The 22,630-nt window shown below is 40.5% G+C and carries 21 protein-coding genes and 1 rRNA gene; 15 read left to right on the top strand and 7 right to left on the bottom strand.

Going from position 1 to position 22,630, the window contains the following annotated elements; genetic code table 11:
- Window positions 1-28: 28 nt before the first annotated feature.
- Window positions 29-1,381: an MFS transporter gene (locus CH365_RS05165; RefSeq protein WP_100767544.1), complete on the bottom strand. Its 1,353-nt coding sequence runs from the start codon at window positions 1,379-1,381 to the stop codon at window positions 29-31.
- A 189-nt stretch (window positions 1,382-1,570) separates the two neighbouring features.
- Here CH365_RS05165 and CH365_RS05155 point away from each other — a divergent pair, with 189 nt between their 5' ends.
- From CH365_RS05155 to CH365_RS05135, 5 genes are all read left to right on the top strand, one after another.
- A complete protein-coding gene (locus tag CH365_RS05155; RefSeq protein ID WP_100767542.1) occupies window positions 1,571-1,798 on the top strand; it encodes a (2Fe-2S)-binding protein in 228 nt (75 codons plus the stop codon).
- A complete protein-coding gene (locus CH365_RS05150) occupies window positions 1,795-2,463 on the top strand; it encodes a RibD family protein (RefSeq protein ID WP_100767541.1) in 669 nt (222 codons plus the stop codon). The genes CH365_RS05155 and CH365_RS05150 overlap by 4 nt, the downstream gene beginning before the upstream one ends.
- Entirely contained in the window at window positions 2,460-3,104 is a 645-nt protein-coding gene (locus tag CH365_RS05145) for a biosynthetic peptidoglycan transglycosylase (RefSeq protein WP_100767540.1), read from the top strand. The genes CH365_RS05150 and CH365_RS05145 overlap by 4 nt, the downstream gene beginning before the upstream one ends.
- A 131-nt stretch (window positions 3,105-3,235) precedes the next feature.
- Window positions 3,236-3,352: ribosomal RNA gene (gene rrf, locus CH365_RS05140) — 5S ribosomal RNA — on the top strand.
- Window positions 3,353-4,007: 655 nt separating this feature from the next.
- On the top strand, window positions 4,008-4,601 hold the full coding sequence (locus CH365_RS05135; RefSeq protein ID WP_100767539.1) for a hypothetical protein: 594 nt from the start codon (window positions 4,008-4,010) through the stop codon (window positions 4,599-4,601).
- 84 nt (window positions 4,602-4,685) lie between these two features.
- Here the strand turns inward: CH365_RS05135 and gcvP are convergent, their stop codons facing one another.
- The 4 genes from gcvP to CH365_RS05115 all read right to left on the bottom strand — a co-directional run bounded on the left by gcvP (window position 4,686) and on the right by CH365_RS05115 (window position 9,743).
- Window positions 4,686-7,574 (bottom strand): aminomethyl-transferring glycine dehydrogenase, encoded by a 2,889-nt coding sequence (gcvP, locus tag CH365_RS05130; protein WP_100767538.1) that lies wholly within the window; start codon window positions 7,572-7,574, stop codon window positions 4,686-4,688.
- A 9-nt stretch (window positions 7,575-7,583) separates the two neighbouring features.
- The gene (gcvH, locus tag CH365_RS05125; RefSeq protein WP_086447347.1) at window positions 7,584-7,976 is read right to left on the bottom strand and encodes a glycine cleavage system protein GcvH; all 393 of its coding nucleotides are present in this window, start codon (window positions 7,974-7,976) and stop codon (window positions 7,584-7,586) included.
- 15 nt (window positions 7,977-7,991) lie between these two features.
- Entirely contained in the window at window positions 7,992-9,104 is a 1,113-nt protein-coding gene (gcvT, locus tag CH365_RS05120) for a glycine cleavage system aminomethyltransferase GcvT (RefSeq protein ID WP_100767537.1), read from the bottom strand.
- A 171-nt stretch (window positions 9,105-9,275) separates the two neighbouring features.
- Window positions 9,276-9,743, bottom strand: a complete 468-nt coding sequence (locus CH365_RS05115) for a YiiD C-terminal domain-containing protein (RefSeq protein WP_100767536.1) — start codon at window positions 9,741-9,743, stop codon at window positions 9,276-9,278.
- A gap of 195 nt (window positions 9,744-9,938) precedes the next feature.
- Between CH365_RS05115 and CH365_RS05110 the strand changes: the two genes are divergently transcribed.
- From CH365_RS05110 to CH365_RS05080, 7 genes are all read left to right on the top strand, one after another.
- Window positions 9,939-11,963 carry a neutral/alkaline non-lysosomal ceramidase N-terminal domain-containing protein gene (locus tag CH365_RS05110; protein WP_100767535.1) on the top strand — a complete coding sequence of 675 codons (2,025 nt, stop codon included), beginning with the start codon at window positions 9,939-9,941 and terminating at the stop codon, window positions 11,961-11,963.
- A 241-nt stretch (window positions 11,964-12,204) separates the two neighbouring features.
- The gene (locus CH365_RS05105) at window positions 12,205-12,717 is read left to right on the top strand and encodes a GlcG/HbpS family heme-binding protein (RefSeq protein WP_100767861.1); all 513 of its coding nucleotides are present in this window, start codon (window positions 12,205-12,207) and stop codon (window positions 12,715-12,717) included.
- A 55-nt stretch (window positions 12,718-12,772) separates the two neighbouring features.
- On the top strand, window positions 12,773-13,996 hold the full coding sequence (locus tag CH365_RS05100) for a hypothetical protein (protein WP_100767534.1): 1,224 nt from the start codon (window positions 12,773-12,775) through the stop codon (window positions 13,994-13,996).
- A gap of 81 nt (window positions 13,997-14,077) precedes the next feature.
- Complete coding sequence (locus CH365_RS05095; protein WP_100767533.1) at window positions 14,078-14,863, top strand: dienelactone hydrolase family protein; 786 nt, start codon at window positions 14,078-14,080, stop codon at window positions 14,861-14,863.
- Window positions 14,864-14,948: 85 nt separating this feature from the next.
- The gene (locus CH365_RS05090) at window positions 14,949-15,977 is read left to right on the top strand and encodes a synaptic vesicle VAT-1 family membrane protein (RefSeq protein WP_100767532.1); all 1,029 of its coding nucleotides are present in this window, start codon (window positions 14,949-14,951) and stop codon (window positions 15,975-15,977) included.
- On the top strand, window positions 15,974-16,915 hold the full coding sequence (locus CH365_RS05085) for a polyprenyl synthetase family protein (RefSeq protein WP_100767531.1): 942 nt from the start codon (window positions 15,974-15,976) through the stop codon (window positions 16,913-16,915). The genes CH365_RS05090 and CH365_RS05085 overlap by 4 nt, the downstream gene beginning before the upstream one ends.
- Window positions 16,896-17,678, top strand: coding sequence for a TlyA family RNA methyltransferase (locus CH365_RS05080; RefSeq protein WP_100767530.1), 783 nt, complete (start codon window positions 16,896-16,898; stop codon window positions 17,676-17,678). Before CH365_RS05085 ends, CH365_RS05080 begins: the two co-directional genes overlap by 20 nt.
- Window position 17,679: 1 nt before the next feature.
- On the opposite strand, the gene CH365_RS05075 is transcribed toward CH365_RS05080, so the two are convergent.
- Window positions 17,680-19,257, bottom strand: a complete 1,578-nt coding sequence (locus CH365_RS05075) for a flavin-containing monooxygenase (protein WP_100767860.1) — start codon at window positions 19,255-19,257, stop codon at window positions 17,680-17,682.
- A gap of 294 nt (window positions 19,258-19,551) precedes the next feature.
- Between CH365_RS05075 and CH365_RS05065 the strand changes: the two genes are divergently transcribed.
- On the top strand, window positions 19,552-19,986 hold the full coding sequence (locus tag CH365_RS05065) for an LA_3696 family protein (protein WP_100767528.1): 435 nt from the start codon (window positions 19,552-19,554) through the stop codon (window positions 19,984-19,986).
- Window positions 19,987-20,067: 81 nt separating this feature from the next.
- On the opposite strand, the gene fcpA is transcribed toward CH365_RS05065, so the two are convergent.
- A complete protein-coding gene (gene fcpA / locus CH365_RS05060) occupies window positions 20,068-20,979 on the bottom strand; it encodes a flagellar coiling protein FcpA (protein ID WP_008589523.1) in 912 nt (303 codons plus the stop codon).
- 352 nt (window positions 20,980-21,331) lie between these two features.
- On the opposite strand from fcpA, the gene zapE reads away from it, so the two are divergent.
- A complete protein-coding gene (zapE, locus tag CH365_RS05055) occupies window positions 21,332-22,177 on the top strand; it encodes an AFG1/ZapE family ATPase (protein ID WP_100767527.1) in 846 nt (281 codons plus the stop codon).
- Window positions 22,177-22,629, top strand: a complete 453-nt coding sequence (gene folK / locus CH365_RS05050; RefSeq protein WP_100767526.1) for a 2-amino-4-hydroxy-6-hydroxymethyldihydropteridine diphosphokinase — start codon at window positions 22,177-22,179, stop codon at window positions 22,627-22,629. Before zapE ends, folK begins: the two co-directional genes overlap by 1 nt.
- Window position 22,630 lies beyond the last annotated feature (1 nt).

The raw sequence follows: 22,630 nt of genomic DNA, 5'->3' as shown, positions 1-22,630 counted from the left end.
TTCAAGCAAAAGCTTAGAAGAAGGAGGGTTAATTCCCTCCGTTTCTTTCCCATTCTTTCGCTTTTTCTATTCCTCTTTTTTCATTCACAAACGTATTGATGATCAAAGAGATAAAGAAGAATACGGCAACCACTAAGAACGCATTTCTAAGATCGAAAATTTTCTGTAATATACCGATTGCAAAAACTCCGATTGCAGCCGCAAGTTTTCCGGAGAGACCCCAGAGACCAAAGAATTCTCCTGACTTGGATTCAGGGGAGAAGACCCCAACAATCGCTCTACTTGCCGACTGAGTCGATCCAACTCCTGAACCAGCAAGAGTTCCGAAGATTACGAATACCCATTGTACGGAGATATCCACTCCTAGTCCGTTTACAAAACCTGTGATCTCTCTTACGAAATAAATCCCGATCAGACAGAAGATCCAAAATACCAAAGTGATATTGAAAGTTTTCTTGGCTCCGATCTTATCCTGAACGAATCCGAAGAATATTGCTCCTATCATCGCAAAAAATTGAAGTAATACGAATAATGCCGCCTCTTGTCCGGGAGTGATTTTAATTTCTTGATTCCCATATAAGAATGCAAATGCGATCACGATTGCAAGTGCTGCCATGGAGAAGAATAGGGAGATCAAATAGATGACTAGGTCTTTAAAATGTCTTATCGATTTAATACTCTCTGATAATTGTTTAAAACCGATAGTAAGATAACTTTCTCCCTCCGGTATTTTAATAGCCGGTTGGTATTCTTTCAAAAGTAAGAATGTTGGAATTCCTGCAAGCAAGAAGAACAAGGCTGTAAGAGGTCCTACAAATCTAAGAGAACCGTAGATTGCGGGATCGATCGAAGGTGCCACCAGAGTCTGGACCAAGAATACGGAAAGAAGCCCCCCCATATACCCGACTCCCCAAGCGTATCCCGAAATTTTACCTAATTCTTCCTTGGGCCCCAAATGAGGTAAGAAAGAAGAAGCAAAGTTCTCTCCTGAAGCAAAGAAGAAGTTAGAAAGAATGATTAAAGCAAAACCTAATTCCCAAGAACCTGGAGTGGTAACCAACCAAAAAGCTGCAGTGCTGATTACACAGCTGATATAACTCCAGAATAGGAATGTTTTCTTCTTAGCGGAGAAGTCGGAGATAGCCCCGAATAACGGACCAGTTACTACTACTAATAAATAAGAGAAAAATAAAGCTAGTCCAAATAAAAAATTCCCGTCCTCATAAGGATTTGCCGGATTGGAGGAGATTGGAACGATTACTTCCGCGAAAACTCTGCAATAGATGACTGTTATAATTACTGTGGTATAACTAGAATTGGCGAAATCGAACATGCACCATCCGAAAATTTCCCTTAAGGGAGCGCGTTTGGTTACTTGCATTCTGTAGGTTTCCTTTATGGAATTTCCGAAGAGGATGAGCCCGAAAGTCCGGTTGTCAACGAGAAATATCCCTTCTGGAATCCGTTATATTTCGTTAATCAGATGGGAAAAAATTCTCTTGATTCGAGCCTTCTTATGTTTAGCTTGAGTGATGGTTTTGCTTTCGGCGTCCAATAAATAGAAGGCCTGATGAATTCTTTCGATTTTAATCAAATAGACCTGAACGCTCTGATGCGGCCTAGAAAGGTTTGCGTATGCAACCAAGTATCCGAAGAGGATATTACGAATTCTATCCGTAGAGGCAATGACACTTTGGGTAAATTGATGAGAGACACAAATTGTTGTACCGGCTGCGGTACATGCAGAGGAAGAGTTCTCAAATTGCTTTCCGAAACCCTCTCTTCTAAACCTCAATGACTCGTCCTTTTTTAGCCGTGAATATGGCGATGACCTTGGACGGAAAGGTATGTCGTCCGGACGGAAAATGGTATGGCCTTTCTTCCCGAAATGATAAAAGAAGAATGGACCAGATTCGCTCCGAAGCGGACGCGCTCATCCTCGGAAAAAACAGCATTCTAAACGACGATCCGGTTACACATCTAAGATACGTAGAATCTGAAAAGGAACCTCGGGCAATTTTACTTGTCCGAACTGGCATACTTCCTTCCGATAAAAAAGTATTTCATTTTTCTAAAGTAAAACCGCTGCTCTTCTGCACTTCTAAAAACGAATCTCAGGTCAGGTCCGAATTGTCCGAGTTTGCGGAAATAGTTTCATTACAAGGAGAAGATCTGGATCCGGAGATTATTCTAAAAGATTTGGAAAAAAGAGGGTATTCCAAAATACTTTTAGAAGGTGGCCCGAGATTGAATGATTCTTTCTTTAGGAAGGGACTAGTAGATAGACTTTATCTTACCATAGTTCCTTTTTTTATAGGTCAATCCGGTTTACCTTCTATCACGGGAGGAGAATCCGCTTATCTTAACTTTGACAAAGCGGATTGGAAACTTGTATCTTCCGAACAGAAAGAGCAGGAAGTATTCTTGGTATACGACAAACAAAACAATCCTGAAGTCCAATGAACGAAGGAAATCATTTTTTACATAGATGGTTTTTCTTTGGGATCAGAAGTATTCTTGTATTAGTATTCCTTCTTCTTATTTATTACCAAACCTTTCCTGAAAAAAGGATCTTATTCAGAGAGAACAAACTAGTTTACTTACCGGAAAATTTAGAGTCAGTCCCGCTTGAAAATGATTGGGTAAGATTAGAGGAATTGCCCCCAGGAAGTTTGGAATATTTAGTAGAAGTAGAAGACTACAGATTCTACAGACATAGAGGATATTCTTTGGCGGATATACAATCTTCTATTATACAAGCTGCCTTTTTTTTCAGAAGATTAAGAGGAGCAAGCACTTTGGACCAACAACTTGCCCGGACATTATTTTTATCCAGAGATAAAACATTAACTCGCAAATTGAAAGAGATCAGGATCGCACAAGCCTTGGACGAGGAGTTGGGTAAAAAAGGGGTTTTGGAATATTATTTGAATTTGGTATATTGGGGGAAGGGGTTGAACGGTATCTATAAATCTTCCAAATATCATTTTAATAAACATCCGGGAAAACTTCTTCCTAGAGAATTCAAAGCATTGGTCCAAATATTAAAAAAACCGGATGCATATTCCAAAGAAGAAGTCAGAGCACTTTCTTTAGAATATTGAAACTTGGATCTGCGTCGCGGGACGGAGGAAAAAATTCCGAAATTCGGCTCCTTCTTCTCCTTAAAAACTTCTTCTTTTTCTTTGAAAAAAAGTAGACTTCCGAGGTCGGCAGGGAATACTGGTTATAGATTCTCGGTGGTTATAGAGAGAGGGTCACACCCGTTCCCATCCCGAACACGGAAGTTAAGCCTCTCATCGCTGATGGTACTGCATGGTTCGCTGTGTGGGAGAGTAGGACGTTGCCGGGTTTCTACCGCAATCATATAAGGCCGGATTCAAATCCGGCCTTTTTTATTTCCCGGGATATTCTTTCCAAAAATTAAAACTTCAATCCAGACCCTTGGATTTTATCGACCATCGATCCATTAAAAATCGGAATTCTGAACAGTTAGTATAAAGTTTGGAATACGGCCGATTTACCTAAAGATCATTACAAATAGTGAATATAATCTATTTGATCGCCTGTGGAATATCGACTGTTCGAAAAAAGATATTTCCAAATGAAATTTTTTTCCAAATTTTGCATCAGATTTATTTTGTAAGCTTGACGAGTGCAAGACTCGATAGTAGAATGCGGACCGCTCTGAAGGTATGGACCCGGGGAGTTAATGTTAGATTAGATGGGCATTTTATATCCTATATACGGGTTCCAGTTGATGTACTATGGCGGTTGATTCCTGACTGTGCTTGGTCGGGGGGAATTCCCCTCCCGACCCACCTTTTTAAAACGATTCTAATATAATTTTTTTGAAATATAGGAAATTAATTTCGTTTTAGTGAATATCTCAATCCGTTTGATCGTAAACGGATCAATAAATATTTTTCAGTCCGGAATATTTCAGGATCGCAAATTCTTTTTCAATCTAGATCCTTGTCGAACCATTCGATTTAGGAGCCGATAGAATGTATCGTAAACCGATATATCTTTTAAAATTCATCACTAGTATTCTTTTTGCAGGTTTGCTTATTTTAAGTGGGACTTCTCTTTCTGCAGAATCCCAATGCCAAGGTTTATCCAAAGGTCAATGTGAATCCGATTCGGATTGTACTTGGGTTTCCGGTTATTCCAAACAAGACGGAACTAATGTAGATGCTTATTGCAGGGCGAAGCCTGGTAAAGCTTCCGATTCAGGAGATTCTGTAAAAAAGTCTAAGGCTAAAAAGTCCAAAGATAAGGACGAAGACGACGACCAAGACGAGCCTAAAAAGAAGAAAAAGTCTAAAAAAGACAAGGATGAGGATGACGTTAAGGAATCCAAGAAATCCAAAAAAGATAAAGACGACGATTCTGATTCTAAGAAGTCCAAAAAATCCAAGAAGGATAAGGACGATGACGATGATGGAGATTCCAAAAAATCTAAAAAGTCAAAGAAGTCTAAAAAAGATAAGGATGAGGATGACGTAAAGGATTCCAAGAAATCCAAAAAAGACAAAGACGATGATGACGGAGACTCCAAGAAGTCTAAAAAATCCAAAAAGAAAAAGAAAGACGATTAATTCTGAACTTTCTATCTTTTGAAAACAAAAAGACCGGAGCAAAAACCCCGGTCTTTTTTATTATCTTCTGACTTTACCGAAAAATTAAAGATACGCTTCGGGAGGTAGGCAGGAACAAACCAGATTCCTATCTCCATAAACATTATCTATTCTTCCTACATAAGGCCAGAACTTATGCTCTTTAGTCCAAGGTGAAGGATAAGCGGCCTTTTCTCTGGAATAAGCATGGTTCCAGCTATCAGAGATTACCATCGCAGAAGTATGAGGTGCATTCTTAAGGGGATTATCTTTTGGATCAGCTTTACCTTGCTCTATCTCTTGGATTTCTGAGTGAATGGAAATCATTGCTTCGCAGAAACGATCCAATTCTTCTTGGGACTCAGATTCTGTAGGTTCTATCATCAAAGTTCCAGGCACAGGGAAGGACATCGTAGGTGCATGGAAGCCGTAGTCCATCAGACGTTTTGCGATATCTTCAACTTCTATGCCGCTAGTCTTTTTGAAAGGTCTTACATCCAGGATACATTCGTGGGCAACGAATCCGTTCTTTCCTTTGTAAAGGACGGGGAAATAGCTTTCTAAACGTTTCGCGATATAATTTGCGTTCAGGATTGCAGCTTTAGTAGCCTGTTCCAATCCTTCTGTTCCTAAAAGTGCAATATACACCCAAGAGATCAGAACGATACTCGCACTTCCCCAAGGAGCAGCTGAGACTGCACCATGTTCGTTACCTGTTCCGTTATCTACAAGAGGGTGGCCTGGTAGGAATGGTTTCAGATGTTCTGCAACTCCGATTGGTCCGACTCCAGGGCCTCCTCCTCCGTGAGGAATACAGAAAGTTTTATGTAAGTTCAGATGGCAGACATCAGCGCCGATATTCGCAGGTCTTGTAATCCCTACTTGAGCGTTCATATTCGCTCCGTCCATATAAACCTGTCCTCCATTCTCATGAATGATGGAACAGATTTCTTTAATAGGCTCTTCATACACTCCATGTGTAGAAGGGTAGGTAATCATTAATGCGGCCAGATCTTTAGAATGTTCTTTTGCTTTTGCCTTCAGATCTTCTAAGTCTACGTTTCCTTCTGAATCGCAGGCAACCACTACCACTTTAAATCCTACCATCGCAGCGGAAGCAGGGTTGGTTCCATGTGCGGAAATCGGGATCAGACAAATATCTCTGTCCTTATCTCCTCTGCTAATATGATAGTTTCGAATTGCGAGAAGTCCCGCATATTCTCCCTGAGAACCTGCATTTGGTTGTAGAGAAATTCCCGGGAATCCGGTTACCTGAGAAAGCCAAGATTCTAATTGAGAGAATACAGTTCTGTATCCTTCTGTTTGGGAAGCAGGCGCGAATGGGTGAATATTAGAAAACTCAGGCCAGGTTACTGGGAACATTTCTACTGTTGCATTGAGTTTCATTGTACAAGAACCCAGAGGAATCATGGAAGTTGTTAGAGAAAGATCTCTAGATTCTAATTTTCTAATATATCTCAACATCTTCGTTTCTGTGTGATGTAAATTAAACACAGGATGTGTAAGATATTCTGAAGTTCGGATAAATTCGTTCGGGATGGATATCCTGTCTAAGGAAAGATCTATCTTGGAGATTCCGAATACGGAAAGAATATCTTCCAAATCGGAAACTTCTACAGTTTCGTCTAGGGCGATAGAAATTCTGCCATTTCCTAAACTTCTGAAATTGATCTCTTTTTTAGAAGCAGCATCCAAGTAAGTTTGGGCCTTGGATCCTAAATCTAAAACAATTGTATCGAAAAAGGATTTGTTTTGGATCGTAAAGCCTGCCTTCTCCAAATTTTTTGCCAATGTTTCAGTTAATCTATGAACTCTAAGCGCGATATCTTTCAGACCTTTTGGTCCATGATAGACTGCATACATAGAAGAAAGAACCGCCAATAAAACTTGCGCGGTGCAGATATTAGAAGTCGCTTTATCTCTTCTGATATGTTGCTCTCTTGTTTGTAAAGAAAGTCTGAGTCCTGGATTTCCTTGGCTGTCCTTGGAAACTCCGACAAGTCTTCCGGGCATATGTCTTTTGAATTCATCCTTGGTTGCAAAATATCCTGCATGAGGTCCACCGAATCCGTAAGGTAATCCGAATCTTTGGGAACTTCCTACTGCGATATCTGCTCCGAATTCTCCGGGAGCTTTTAAAACTGTGAGAGAGAGTAGATCCGCAGCACAGATTGTTAGAGCTCCAACATTATGAGCTAACTGGAAGAAACTTTCGTAATTATAAATGGTTCCTTCCGTTCCAGGATACTGTACTAATACCGCAAAATAATCTTCGTTTAATTCTGCATTTAAATGATTTCCGACTTTTACTTCGATCCCGAGAGGAAGTGCTCTTGTGCGTACCACATCAATCGTTTGAGGATGGCATAACTCGGAGATAAAAAGTAATTTAGAAGTTTCGTTTTTGCGAATTCCGAAAGCTAAGAATACTGCTTCTGCGGCAGCGGTCGCTTCGTCCAATAAAGAAGCATTTGAAATTTCCAGACCGGTTAGATCCATGATCATGGTTTGGAAATTGAGAAGAGCCTCTAGTCTACCCTGCGAAATTTCTGCCTGGTAAGGAGTGTAGGCGGTGTACCAACCCGGGTTTTCCAGAATATTTCTTTGGATGACTCCAGGCATTACGCTCGCTTGGTAGCCAGATCCGATATAAGAGCGATACAACTTGTTTTTAGAAGCGATCTTTTTCAGATCGTTTAAGATCTTTCTTTCGGTAGAAGCCTTAGGAAGATCCAATGCTTTTTCCAAACGAATTCCTTCTGGAACTGCTTTTGCCACCAATTCTTCCAACCCGGACAATCCCAGAGTGGATAACATTTCCTTAATCTGATCTTCATCAGGGCCTATATGCCTTCTGGGAAAAGTATCTAAAGGATCGAGTGGATTCTTCATTTCAGTTTGTTTGCCGGATTCGTTCCAAGTTGCCGTACTCATTCTATTTTCCTAATCCAGTTTGCTGACTAATTCTCTGTAAGATTCGGGATCTAATAATTTCTCCAACTCGGAAGAATTGATCCCTTTGACTCGGATCATCCAAGAACCGAAAGGATCCGAATTCACTGCAGCCGGGTTTTTGGAGAGGTTTCCATTAACTTCGACTACTTCTCCGCTGATAGGAGCATATAAATCTTCTGCCGCCTTTACGGATTCGATTGTTCCGAATGTATCCAGTTGTTTGATCGATTTTCCTACTTTTGGAAGATCCACAAAAACGATATCTCCAAGTGCCGCTTGTGCATAGTCTGAGATCCCGATCAATGCGGTGTCTCCTTCTACTTTTACCCATTCGTGTTTTTCTGTGAATTTATAGCCCGGAGGTGCGTTAGTTACTGCCATTTGAAAATCCTTAGTTTAATTTTTCCGAATGCTTCCCGGAATGAAAGATTGGGTGAATATAATTGCGGACTTTGCCTGTCCTCTGATCTCTATTTGGATCGATTCTCCATGTTGGATCTTTTCAGAATCGATGAGTGCGAGTCCTATTCCTTTTTTTAAAGAAGGGGAGAAGGTACCGGAAGTTGTAATCCCGATATTTTTGCCGTTTGAATCTAAAACAGGCATATTCTCTCTTGGGACTCCAGCTTCTTGCAGTTCGAATGCCACGATCTTCCTTTTAGGGCCTTCTTTTTTTTCGGAGATAATCTCTTGGTATTTAGGATACTGCGTTTGTTTTTCTTTTACGATCCAGCCTATCCCGGATTGGTTTGGACTTCTATTCTCGTCCAACTCATGGCCATAAAGAGGATATTTTGCTTCGATCCTAAGTGTGTCTCTGGCACCTAAACCTACAGGAAGAAGTCCTTGGTTTTTTCCGAACTCTATAAGTTCCTTCCAGATTTTAACACCAGTAGCATTGGAACTATAAATTTCAAATCCATCTTCGCCCGTATAACCTGTTCTGGAAAGAATGATCTCTTCGCCCGCAAAGGGGAATAACACGAATTTATAATATCCGATATGGCTTAGATCCGATTTGAAATAAGAAGAAAGAATGGAATCTGCTTTGGGACCTTGGATTGCGATCTGATGCCAAGAAGCGCTTTGGTTCTCCAACTTTGCAGAACTCGGCACGTATTTTTTCAGATACTCGTAAACGGAATCCACATTAGATGCGTTTGCGCAGATCATATATTTTTGATCACTGAACTTATAGAGAGTGATATCGTCGACCAGTCCGCCATTCTCATTGATGATAGCGTTATACTGTACTTGTCCGTTAGCTAAGGAAGAAACAGAATTGCAGGTAACTGATTCGAGGAAGCCTAGAATAATATCAGCCTGGCCTTCGATAAAAATTTCTCCCATATGAGAAACATCGAAGAGACCGGCAGCTTCTCTAGTCGCCGTATGTTCAGCGATGATTCCTGAATATTGAACAGGCATATCCCAGCCGCCGAAAGGGATCATCTTGGCGCCTAAAAGTTTATGCTCCTCATACAGAGGTGTGGTTTTCCATTGGGACATAAGCGTTTGGGGCCATCATTTCATCGTAGTCCCTAGGGAAAAACAATTTTAGGCCCCTTTAAAAAAGATTTAAAGGGCTTTCTTTAGGATCATCCGAGTCGAAGGTCCCGGGCTTGGTAGGAACTCCAACAAATCTCATACTGACGAAATTTGGGCGGCAGACTTTATATCTTACTCTTTCAATTTTTTTCTGACATAGATGACCTTATCTACTTCGGCCACAAGTTTGCCGGTTTTCACATCGACGATCTGGGCGGTGAATGTAACGTCCATTTTTCTTTTACGATCTGTTTCTTCTTTGATCTCTTGGATTTTTTCCTTAGGGATATGAAACTCTGCTCTTACAGTTCCTTCTCCAGGTTTGATGAATCGTATAGTTGCAGCTTTGTCCCAAACCAAATATCCGGATCCTAAATGTTCCATCAGGATCAACATATAAAAAGGATCACACATTGAATAGAGAGATCCTCCGAATTGTGTTCCCACATAATTCTTATTAAAAGATGTGAGTTTCATTGTGGTGGAGAATAAAGTTCTTTCTTTGTTCAAGGCTTTCACCTTGATCCCCGCACCAAAATAGGGAGGGTAGAAATTGAAAAAATGAAATTTAAGTCTTTGTAAAAAGCCCGGTTGGGTCATAGAAGATTCCTGATCTTTTACTTCTTATTTTATCCCAAACTAATAAGAGGCTCAAAAATCCGAGCTATTTTTGGAGAATATAATTGGTTTGTAAGACGGATCGATACCATACTCATATCCGAAAATTCTTGCTAAGAACTTACCCTTCTGATAGCAAGTAGAGGCTAAAAAAACCAAAGAATTCCCGGAGGGGGAATGAACCCGAATCAAATTGTGAAGAAAATACAACCGTACCTAGTTTCGATCCTTCTGATCTTTTCCGCAGTCGCTTGCGGAACCGTCGCCGAATATAAGATCGCGTATAAAAAACCGGAAGTTGCTTCCAAAACCAGAGGACTGGTCGCAGGAATTTCCAAGGTGGACCTAACTCCTCCTCCCGGTTTACCTTTGGCAGGTTATTCCAAAATGGCAGAAACCGAAAAAGGTTTTCGCACTCGTCTTTATGCTAGAATTTTCTATATTAGAAAAGATGCAAATGAACCTGTTGTGCTGATCCAAAGTGATCTTTTGTCAGGTTCTCTTTTGATCCATCACTTGCTTGCAGAACGTTTGGCTTCCAAGACTGACATTTCATTTGGCGGGATCGTATTTGCAGGAACTCATACTCATTCTGCTCCTGCTAATTTCTATGATAATAATTTTTATAACGAGTTCGCTTCCAATAAACCGGGATTCGATAAGGGTTGGACCGATTTCGTATTGGATCGTTTAACCAATGGCGTTGAAGAAGCTTATAAGTCGGCAAAACCTGCTAAGATAGCTTCCGGAAAAACAGCTATTTGGGGATTAACTAGAAACAGATCCTTGGACGCATATCGTGCAAATAAAAACTCAGGATTCGAAGAATTAAAACCTGAGATCCAATACCAAGCAATCAATCCTGATTTAGTGATGATCCGCATCGATGCACAAGACAAAGACGGAAGATATAAACCTCTCGGAGCATTTTCCACATTCTCCGTTCATGGAACCACAGTACCTGATTCCAATGATGTTGCAAACGCGGATGTGTTTGCATATCCTGCTCGAATTTTAGAGAAGAAGATCCGTAAAGATTTTAAACCTAGCTGGGATCCGATTCATGCTCTGAATAATTCCACTCATGGGGATAACTCTCCTGATTACCGCGAAGATATGCAAGGTTTCATAGAATCCAGAAGAATAGGAGAAGCAATCGGAGAAGAAGCGGCAAAACTTTTTGATTCCCTGCAAAACTCTTTAAGTACCGAAGCAAATCTTTCTTTTAATACAAGAGAAGTGGATCTGTATGAAACTCAAAAGATAGGAGATGCAGAAGTTTGTGATCGTCCGTATGTGGGAACTGCGTTAACTGGCGGAGCAGAAGATGGACTTACTCCGGTTCTGAACTGGTTACCTTTTTTTGCAGAAGGTTGGCCTCGTTGGTTTTTGACAGGCGGATGCCAAGGTCATAAAAGAATCGTAGGTTTCAAATATCTGCAGCCTATCGTTCTTCCTAAATCGAAATTTCCTCATAAACTTCTTTTGCAATCTGTGAAAATTGCGGATACACTTCTTCTTCCTGTTCCCTTCGAAGTTACCAAAGAGTCCGGAAAAAGATTCGTAGATGAGGCATTAAAATCCAGTTCTCAACCGATTAAAAACGCGTCTGTGATCAGTTGTGCAAACGGATATTTCGGTTATGTAACTACTCCTGAAGAATATACCCGCCAACATTATGAAGGGGGTCATACTCTTTACGGACCGGGCACTCAACCATTCTTACAGGCTCATCTTGCTGACCTGACCAAAAATCTTCCTGCAGCAGGAGGAAAAGAAGCATTCCCTGCTTCTTGGGATTACGAATTGGATCGTTCCGATCGTTATCCTGAAACTGAAAAATCAGAAGGTGTAAGAGAATTAGTAGATTCTCCTGAGCTAATCTTAGCGGAAGAAAACCTAGAAAAACATTGGGTCTTCCGTTATAAGGATGTGGGTCGTTCTGAAATTTCCTTACATGAATCTTTGGTTTCCATCGAATACAAAGAGGGTACGTCGGATTGGAAAGAATTAACTCACGAAGGAGAACCTGTAGACGATAAAGGAGTCGATATAGAAGTGAGAAAAACTTCTAACTCCGGAAAAGGAATGGCAGTCTACCAAGTTCGTTGGTACAACCCGGAACAAATCGCAAAACGAAAATATAGATTTGTGATTCGTCCTCGTGCCGGCCAAGCTAAGTTCGTTTCCCCAGAGTTCTAACAATAGAAAAGTGGAAGGATCTTCTTTTTAATTGACAGATAGATCTTTCCATTTCATAATTTAAGGAGTTGCCGGAGGCTTTCGGCAGCTTCTTTCTACAAAAAACAATTTTGTTTTTTGTCCTACCTTAGCTTTTGTCTTGCATTCACCGGATCGGCCCAAGACTAAAATCCAAAATCTAACCCCTATAGTCCTTTTTGAGAGATCAGAAAGTGCGTTTTTGCGTTTAAGGAGAATTCTTTTGAAAAGAAAACATTCAATATTTGTAAATTTATTCCCCAAGTTTTTGGCATTCTGCTTTTTATTTTTCGGAATTGTTAACCCTTTCCAAGCTCAGCCATTAAGTTATGGACCGAATATTAATTTGGAACAGGCAAAAAAAGTAATCGCTGCCGCGGAAGCTGAGGCAAAGAAAAACCAATGGAATATGGCGATAGCGGTAGTAGACACCGGAGGAAATTTGGTATTACTCCAGAAAATGGATAATACTCAGATAGGTTCCATAGAGATCGCTAAGGGAAAAGCTTCGACTGCAAATAATTTCAAAAGGCCGAGCCGAGCCTTAGAAGAAGCGATTGAAAAAGGAGGAATTGGTCTCAGGCTTTTGGCCGTTCCGGGAGTTTTTCCATTAGAAGGAGGAGAGCTTATCCTTCTGGACGGAAAAATTATAGGGGCGATCGGAGTCTCAGGTGCTCAATCAACTCAGGACGGACAGGTTGCTAGAGCAGGAGTTTCCGCTTTAAGCTCTAAGTAAGAGGGATCCGGGACTTTTTCCTTTCCTGGAGAATCGATTTTAAAAGGATATCTCTATGGATTGGAAAATCTCCAAGTTTAAATCTGGCAAACCTCTTCGATGGGAATTTTTGATTCCTCCTGGTTCTGCCAGAGAAACGGAAACTCTACTTTCTCAAATTGTTTCTAATCCATTTCTTCCCAGAAATCATACTCCCGAGTTTAAAGTTTTTCCGGAGAAATTCGTATTAGAAAAAACGAATTTTCGTCAGGCACTAGAAGTGTTGGTGAGAATTCCCTGGACCAGGGATTTTCGATTGAACCTGGGCAAATTCCCTTTGGATGAAAAGTTTTCCTTCTCCGGTCTCATAGAATCTTTAAGAGAGAATGAGATCTTACCGGAAGGTTGGGGAATAAACTTCCATCCTCAGGTCCGTGGAAGAAAAGAAATTTCCAGAGAAGAATTATATTCTTTTTGGGAAGAATCTTATTCCTCATCGGGGGATTTTGATTCTAAAAACACAGAATTAAACTCACTTGCTTTAGGAGATAGTATCGTAATTTCTTTGAGTTTGGCAGGCGCCCCCATTTTCCAAAGAGGAAATTTTAAACCCTTATCTAAGTCCGCTCCGGTCAGGGAAGATACCGCCGCTTTTCTTTTACATTTATTAAAGAAGAAGATGCCGGAACCGGATGCAGTTTTTGTACCTTTTGCAGGTTCCGGGACATTTGTTTGGGAATCTGCTTCCTTACTTTTTCAACTAGGATTTCCTCATTTGGATCGGAACTATATGTTTCAGGAAATGAAAGAGTTCCCTGCACCCAGTTGGGAATTTTTAAAACGTAAAATAGGACCGGAAGAGGAAAGTAAAAAATTCACATTTTGGTACAACGATTCCGAATCGGAAGTTTTCTCCTATCTAAACGAAAGAAAAGAAGAATATCAGAAATTTATAAAACAATTTCCTTTGAGTCCTGAAAATCGGTTTATCGGAAAAGAGGGAGACTTCTTCTCATTATCTCCTAAAGAGATCTGGGAATCTGCAGGCAAACCGAAAAAAATCTGGATGCCTCTCAACCCACCTTATGGTTTAAGAATACAAAAAGGTTCCGATTTAGGCTTGTACAAACGGATCGCAGAAACTCTAAAAACTTGGTGGGAGCTTCCTTGCGAAGTCTCTGGATTCGTTCTGTGTCCTGACGAAGAGACCTGGTCTTCTTTTTTGAAAGGAATTCATTCTAAATTACAAACAGTTCACATCACTCACGGTGGTTTGGATCTTAGAGTAGTTTATTTTTGATCCTAGTTTTTTTGCTTTAAATTTCGAATCAGTCTAATATCTAAATTATTTTTTATACGGGAATTCCCGAGGTATATAAGAATGAAAAAGATCATTTGGTTCAGTATAACATTTCTTTTAGCGACAAATGTTTTATCTGCAAAGGTAAAATCCGAAATTGTAGAGTATAAACAAGGCGACACTGTTTTAGAAGGTTTTGTTGCTTATCCGGAAGGAGTCAAAAAAGCTCCAGGTATCGTACTTGTCCATGACTGGATGGGCCTGGGAGAAAACACAAAAGCAAGAGCAGAACAGTTAGCAGAGTTAGGATATGTAGCTTTCGCAGCGGATATTTATGGAAAAGGTGTACGTCCTAAATCCATGGAAGAAGCTTCAAAATTGGCAGCTTCCTTTAGAGAAGGGGATCGTAAATTATTAAGAGCCAGAGGGCAGGCTGCGTTAGACGCATTAAAGTCCCAAACCGGTGTAGATCCTAAAAGCCTAGCAATCTTAGGATATTGTTTTGGTGGGACCACTGCCTTAGAACTTGCGAGAAGTGGAGCTCCTCTAAAAGGAACCATTAGTTTTCATGGAGGATTGTCTACTCCTAAGGCGGACGACGCTAAAAACATTAAGGGTAAAGTATTGGCTCTTCATGGAGCAGACGATCCTTTCGTAAAACCGGATGAAGTGGCAGCTTTCCAAGAAGAAATGAGAAGTGCAGGCGTGGATTGGCAATTCGTTTCCTATGGTGGCGCAGTTCATTCTTTCACCATTAAGGAAGCAGGGAATGATAACTCAAAAGGAGCTGCTTATAACGAAAAAGCGGATAAACGTTCCTGGTTGGAGTTGAAAAATTTTCTGAAAGAAATTTTCCCTTCTAAGTAATTTACCGAGAAACGGAGGAGAATTTTCCTCCGTTCAGAACTGTTTTTTCCTTTTAGGATAGGAATTAAAAGAGCAGAATGCCCTCATGATTCGCTCCGTTTATCGAGTCGATACCAAAGGTTCCTTAGATTCTCTGGAAAGAAGAGAAGAGGAACTTCCTCCTCCTGGGGACAATGAAGTCACAATAGAGATCCGTGCTATCGGTCTGAATTTTGCGGATATTTTCGCAATCCAAGGATTGTATAGTGCGACACCTAAAGGTTCTTTTATTCCAGGTTTGGAATATTCCGGTAAGGTTATCGCTGTAGGCAAGAAAGTCAAAAATTTCAAAAAGAACGATAAGGTCATGGGAGTGACCCGCTTTGGAGCTTACGCTGACTATATCAATATCGACTCTCGATATATTTTTCCACTTCCACCTAAGTGGAGTTTCGAACATGGAGCTGGATTTTTAGTCCAAGGACTTACCGCTTATTATGCTCTTCTTCCTTTAGGAGATCTTAGAAAAGGCCAAAATGTTTTAATTCATAGCGCTGCAGGTGGGGTAGGAATTTACGCAAATCGTATCGCTAAAAAATTCGGTGCTTGGACCTTAGGTTCCGTAGGAAATCATTCTAAAATTTCTCTTCTGGAAAAAGAAGGGTATGATGCGTGGATCATTCGTTCTTCTCGTTTTCCCGAAGAATTAAAAACAGCACTTGGCGGAAGAGAATTACATTTAGTTTTAGAATGTATTGGCGGTAAAATTTTCAAAGCTAGCTACGATGCTCTTTCTCCTATGGGTCGTATGGTTGTTTATGGTTCCGCTTCTTTTATGAGCCAGGGAGACAAGGTCAATTGGCTGACTTTAGCTTGGAGATATTTGACCAGGCCGAAAGTGGATACCTTAGAAATTGTATCTGAAAATAAAGCAGTGATGGGATTTAATCTGATCTGGTTATATGAGAAAATTGACGAATTAACCGTTCATCTCAAAGCACTTTTGAAATTAAATTTGGAACCACCTCATATCGGTTCCGTATATCCTTTTGTGGATCTTCCGGAAGCGGTCCGGCATTTTCAAACTGGAAATACTACCGGCAAAGTGGTGATTACTGTCGAATCAGGAAAATGACGAATCGAACGGAAACTAACGAACTTTCTCAATTACTAAAACGTTCCAAGGATCGTTTCGAAGATTATTTAGAAAACGAAGTATATCTATATTTTAAAAAAGAATCTGCTCCCGAACTTGCGGCCGCAATGGAATATAGCCTAAGGGCCGGGGGAAAAAGATTAAGACCTATTCTTACATTTGCATCTTTCGGAAAGATAGATCGGGATTCTCTTTCTATCGGAGCTGCATTAGAATTTGTTCATACATATAGTTTGATCCATGATGATCTTCCCAGTATGGATGATGATGATTTCCGAAGAGGAAAACCTTCTCTTCATAAACAATTTTCAGAAGCGACAGCTATCCTTGCAGGAGATGCTTTACAGGCATACGCGTTTGATTGGCTAACCCAGATCGATTCTTCTGACAAAAATTTGCATAAGGATCTAGTCAGAACTTTGGCAAAAGGTGCCGGGGCTGCGGGAATGGTTTCCGGGCAAATGTACGATCTACTATTAGAAAGAAATCCTTCTTCTTTAACCGGAACAAAAGAAGAACTACTTTCTAAAACTCATAGATTGAAAACCGGAGCGTTAATCCAGGCTTCTTTTTTGATGGGAAATCGATTGAGAGAAGATTACCAAGAAAGAGAAGATATTATTTCCGAATACGGTTCCAAGTTAGGATTATTATTTCAGATCACGGATGATATTTTGGATATTGAAGGAACTAAGGAAGATCTGGGAAAAACTCCCGGTAAAGACGGAAAATCCGGAAAGATCACTTATCCTTCTTTGTATGGAATGGAAACTTGTAAACGGATGGTTTTCGATTTAGTTTCCGAGTTGGAAGAACTAGGATCCGATCTGGATTCTTCTTCCTCTAAAAATGAAGTTTCCGAATTTCCGGAATTCTTTAAATCCTTACCTTCTAACATTGGCAAAAGAAAAAATTAGGCTAGATGACTTACTCTTGAAAAAGGGTTTGGCCGAGAATATTTCCAAGGCCAGAAGTCTGATCTTATCCGGTTCAGTTCTCGTGAACGACAGAATGTCCGACAAGGTTGGCACATTATTTGACGAATCTGTAGAGATCCGTATCAGAGAGATCATCCCGAAATATGTGAGTAGGGGTGCCTATAAACTCAAGGCTGCATTCGAAAAATGGAATATTTCCGTTAAAGGAAAGCTTTGCATAGATTGGGGGGCATCTACCGGAGGATTCACTCAAGTTCTTTTGGAAGAAGGAGCGGATCTAGTGTTTGCTTTCGATGTCGGTTATGGACAGATGGCATCCAAGATCGCGATGAATCCAAAGGTTTCAGTTCGAGATCGATTTCATATAAGAGATACAAGCTGGAAATTATTATCTTCTTTATGGGCAGAAAAAACTGACAGAAAATTTCCCGACGAAATTTTGCTAGTTATGGATTTAAGTTTTATTTCTCTTCGAACGGTTCTTCCTGTTCTTACCGAACTCAAATCTAAAAATCCTCAAGTTCGATGGAATATAGTCAGTCTATTCAAACCTCAATTTGAAACTGAGTCCAGAAATTTGGACAAAGGGATCTTAAGGGACCCTTGGATTCGTTGGAAGACGATCCGTTCTTTTTTGCGATTTTTGAAAAATGAAATTAAAGGAAGAAGGATAGGTTTGGAAGATTCCCCGATTACCGGGAGAGAAGGTAACCGAGAAATCTTGGTATACTGGACCCTTTAGTTTAACCGAAGGTCGCGTCTAAAACCATAGAAACTCTGGAGCCGATCCCAGGTTTTTTTGCCTTTCCATCCACACGAACGAATTCGTAATCCTTAGGACGAAGGAAGAATGTCCTGGCCTTAAATTCGAAAGTAAATCCCGGCCAAAGAGTCGTGTTTCTACCAGAGCTGGTATTATACCAACTTACACATCCTCCGGTTAACCAGACGGATTTGCCTAGACGTCTTTGGATTTCTGCATTATAGCGATCCTGAACGTCTTTGCGAACATCTATAAACTTTATGTTTTTCTTAAGTAGATAACGGATTCCCTGGAGAGCATATTGTACTTGGGATTCTATCATCAGAATCATAGAACTATGACCTAAACCTGTATTTGGGCCTACGATCATGAATAGATTCGGAAAACCGGAAACAGTTGTTCCCAAATATGCTTCTGCCCCGTCTTCCCAAACATCTGCCAAAAGTTTTCCACCTCTGCCTCTAATCTCAAATGGCGAAACCGCTTCTGCTGCTTGGAAACCTGTGGCAAAAATGATCGCATCTACCTTATGTTCAACTCCGTCTTTCGTTTTAACTCCGGAAGCGGTGATCTCTTCTATGCCATCTGTAACCAATTCAACATTTTCTCTATTCAAGGCCGGATAATAATCGTTGGAAAGAAGGATACGTTTACATCCGATCGTATAATTCGGGGTCAGTTTTTGTCTGAGTTCTTCGCTATGAATGCTCTTGTTTATAAAACTTTTAGCGAACTTTTCGAAAATTTTCATCAGCTTAGGATTGATTGCGAAAGCTAATACGCCGATTTCGTTCAACCAATAGATCGCTTTTCTAAACAACCATCTCAATGGAGGAATGAACTTAAAGATCCCCTTTACCGAACCTGAGATATTACTATCCGGTTTTGGGATGATCCATGCTGGAGTTCTTTGAAAAAGTTTTAGTGTTCCTACGATTGGAGCAATAGTCGGAACGATTTGGATCGCGCTTGCACCTGTTCCGATCACTGCTACCTTCTTCCCTTGGAGATTATAGTTATGATCCCACTTTGCAGAATGGAATTTTGCACCTTTAAAAGTATCAATCCCTTTGATATTCGGAAGAACGGGTCTGCTTAAACCGCCTGTGCCGCTCACGACGGATTTTGTTTTATAGGATTTCCCTCCCGTAGTGTTAATTTCCCAAAGACCTGTATTTTCATCAAACCAGGCACCGCTTACTTCTGAATTTGTGCGAATATATGAACGGATTCCAAAATAGTCCGTGCATTGGTTCATATAGTTTAGGATTTCTTCTTGGGGTCCGAAAAGTCTGGACCAATCCGATTTAGGTGCGAAAGAAAAAGAATATAAATGGGACTGAACATCACAGGCTGCCCCCGGATAGGTATTGTCTCTCCAGGTTCCTCCAATCCCATTTCCTTTTTCTAAAATAACAAATGATTCTATTCCCGCTTGTTTCAAACGGATCCCCATACATAGTCCCGCAAATCCGGTTCCTATGATGACCGCATCATAGACCTTTTCCGCTTGGGAGTTCTGATTGAGGCTCGGTCTTTCCAATGTCTGAGCTACCATTCTTCTTCTCTCCTCTAAACAATCTTTCCGGAGTTTCCGGTGTTTTGTTGGAAATATAGAATACAATCTTTCTCGAAAAGGATCGTCCGATCTTAGAATTTGATACCGAGAAATACTAATGAATTCCGGAATCAGCAAGGAATTTCATTCTATTTGTATTCCAATTTTTCTTTTGGAATCAATATTCCAGAGCAGATCGTTCAAATCTTACAAAAAGTGCGAACCACTTTTTCTCTCTCAGACCCGTTCTTCCAAAGCAACTCGCTTGAAAATCAATTATAGGATGAATAGACTATGACAGAACCAATACTATTAGTTCCCAAAGCGCTCAGGAACAGTTTAGGCGAAGAAGGTGCAGAGGCTCTTGTTAGTCTTTTAAATCAAGCCAATTCGGGAGGAAAAAAGTTTATGGAAGAATTCGTTTCGGAAAGATTTGAGAAAAGACTAATGGAAGAGACTGGTAAACTTCGTTTAGAATTTAAAGAAGAAACAAACAAACTCAGAATGGAATTAAAGGAAGAAACCGCAAAGCTATGGATCGCAATTGCGGAACTAAGAGCAGAGATGCATGCAGGGTTTGCAGGGATCCAAGAACAATTCAAAGAAGTGTATAAAGAAATTGCAAATATTCATAAATCAATCGCTTCTCAAACGAGATGGATGGTTGCTGTGATCATTGCATCTGTTCTTCCTATTTACTTAGGTTTAGCTAAACTGATCTTTCAATAATCTCTACAATTCTTTTAGAAATAAAAAAACCCCAGTTTGTCCAACCGGGGTTTTTTCCTACATTGAAATGAAAAGAGAGGATTATGGGCGAACCGAAATCACTTCGTCTTTGTTAATCAAAGCAACGATGTGTTTGTATTCCGGGGAATCCTTTCCGTATTTCAGCTCGGTAGCGCGGAGAAGGTGGATGTTTTTCTTGTGACGGAATTTGAACATCTGGTCTTCACTTGCTCCACCATATTTCTTGATCATGTTTTCTTCGAAAGCATAGCAGCTTGCAAGATACTTGTGAGCTGGGTATTCTTTCTCATTTTCATTAACCTCGATGTAGAGTTCCAGTATAGGAATACACTGAGGTAAGTTTTGTAGATCGTATTCAGTAACAATCCAAGATCTATATACATCGGAAAGAAGTCTCTTGAACTCGGCACGTTCACGTAAATCCGGGTTCTTGATCTCATCCAAATGGTTGATTGCCTTGGTGAAATAATTCAATGCTTGTTGTTTTGCTTCCAACTTTTGGCGGGAAACGACACGATCCTCGCGAGCTTTACGGTCGACCTTTTGCCAGTACCATTTCTCGTCTAGACGTTTCTTCTCCGCTTCCTCTTTACGGTACTGCTCAACAGCTTCCCTCATCTTGAGGACGGTATTCACTCCGGATTGATAGCTAGTTAGGGCCAGGCGGAACTTATTGTTCGCAAAAGCCTTAGAAAGCTGATGGAGTTCTTGGAAGTTCTTGTCGTAACCTTTGAAGTCAGGGTTCTTCCAGATCGCTTCCTGCTCCTGGATTTCTTTTTTACGTTTCTTAGCTTCTTCCGTTAGATTTTTGTCGTCGTCTTCCGGAACGAGCTCACCTTTCAGCAGTTCGTCGATCTTATCAGCTGCCGCCTTGGCATCTGTAGTATCCTGCCCCCCTTGGTTCTGTGCGAACAAGGAGAGGTTGAGTCCGACCACGGCCAGAAGAACGAATATAGTCTTCATCACCTTCATAGTGCTCACACCTGTGCCTTCTCTTTCAAAGATAGGATTTAGAAAAAAGACAGCAAAGTCCTTTTCTTCTGTTTATCTATCGGTCAGGGACCTTTAGATATAAACCTGGATTAGAAAAAATTTCCCATTTTTCCTATACAAGGGACATAAACGAGAATCTTTTTACAATATCCATTAGCGAAATTCTATCATTTTTCGCTAATTTTGTACCCAAAATCCGTTCAGGATACTCCTCCAGGATCTTGCTTAAAGCAGAACTTGTCAGCAGATTTTTAGGAATTCCTAGGAAATGATAGGTCCTTAGATTTCTTTCTTTCTATTACTTTCCTTTTTTCCAGTCTGGATCTAGACCATGAATTTAAAGAATTTAACCCTAATCAGAGAAGGTTCTCCCAGTTGTAAATTCTGCGCAGGAGTCGGATTTCTTTTGGAAGAGAATGTAAAGAATTCCAGCTCTGGAGTTCTGTTACTTTGTTCCTGCGTCGGAGAGTCTTGTCCTTGCGGTGGTAAGGCTCCTTATATGGTCTACGACGAAAGTCAAAATAGAATGTTACCTTGCGTCTGTCATAACGCTAGGATGGAACTCGGCAGGGTAGAATATTTGGTAAAGAAGGCGGGGATCCCTGCTAGATATAAGTATAGAACCCTGGATAGAATGGATACCACCGAACTTTCTTTCTTGGCCGCTCATGACTGGGCAAACGATATCGTAGTAAAATGGAAAGAGAGAGAGAGAGCCCAACAGGGTCTCTATCTTTGGGGTGGAACAGGTTCAGGGAAAACATTACTTGCCTGTGCTATTTTAAACGAACTCATTCTTCGTTACGGATTGGAATGCAAATACGCAAAGATTAATCGTGATTTTCTTTCTACCATTCGAGATAGTTATCAAAAAGAAAGTGAACTTCACGGAATGGAGCAAACCATTAAAAAACAATTCACCGATGTGGAAGTTTTGGTTTTAGACGATTTTGGAGCAAACAAAGAATCCGATTGGGCAAATTCTCAGTTGTACGATCTGATCGATGCAAGATATGAAGAAGAGAAAGTAACCATTCTCACTTCTAATATTCCTCCTAGTGATTGGAAGGATAAAGCAGAAGGAAGGATTTTTTCAAGATTAATGGAGATGGCAAAACAAATCCATTTGGATTGTCCTGATTACCGTCTAAGTCATAGCGCCTTCGGAACTCATTGATGGATAAAAATAATCACATCGCATTTTTATGTTTGGGAACGAATTTAGGAGATCGTGAATTGTATCTTTCGGATGCGATTCAAAAGATCAGCGCTCATCCTGAAGTAATGGTCCTAAAAAAAAGTACTGCTTTAAATACGGAAGCTTTAGAAGTTACCGACCAACCTGATTTTTTAAATCAAATTATACAGATCTCTACTCATCTTTCTCCCAGAGAACTTTTGGATTTTTTGCTCGGAATAGAAAATGAAATGGGAAGGGTCCGAACGATAGACAAGGGGCCTCGAGTCATTGACATAGATATTCTATCCATCGACGATATGAAAGTCCATGAGAAGGGTTTACATCTTCCTCATCATAGTCTGTTTACCCGTCCTTTTATATTAGAACTTTTAAATGAACTCGGAGAAGGTTCCCTAATCCAAGCTTTCGGGAATCCTTTGGAGGGATGAC

The sequence above is a fragment of the Leptospira neocaledonica genome (assembly GCF_002812205.1).
Taxonomy (GTDB): domain Bacteria; phylum Spirochaetota; class Leptospiria; order Leptospirales; family Leptospiraceae; genus Leptospira_B; species Leptospira_B neocaledonica.
This window is presented reverse-complemented; position numbering and strand designations above follow the sequence as displayed.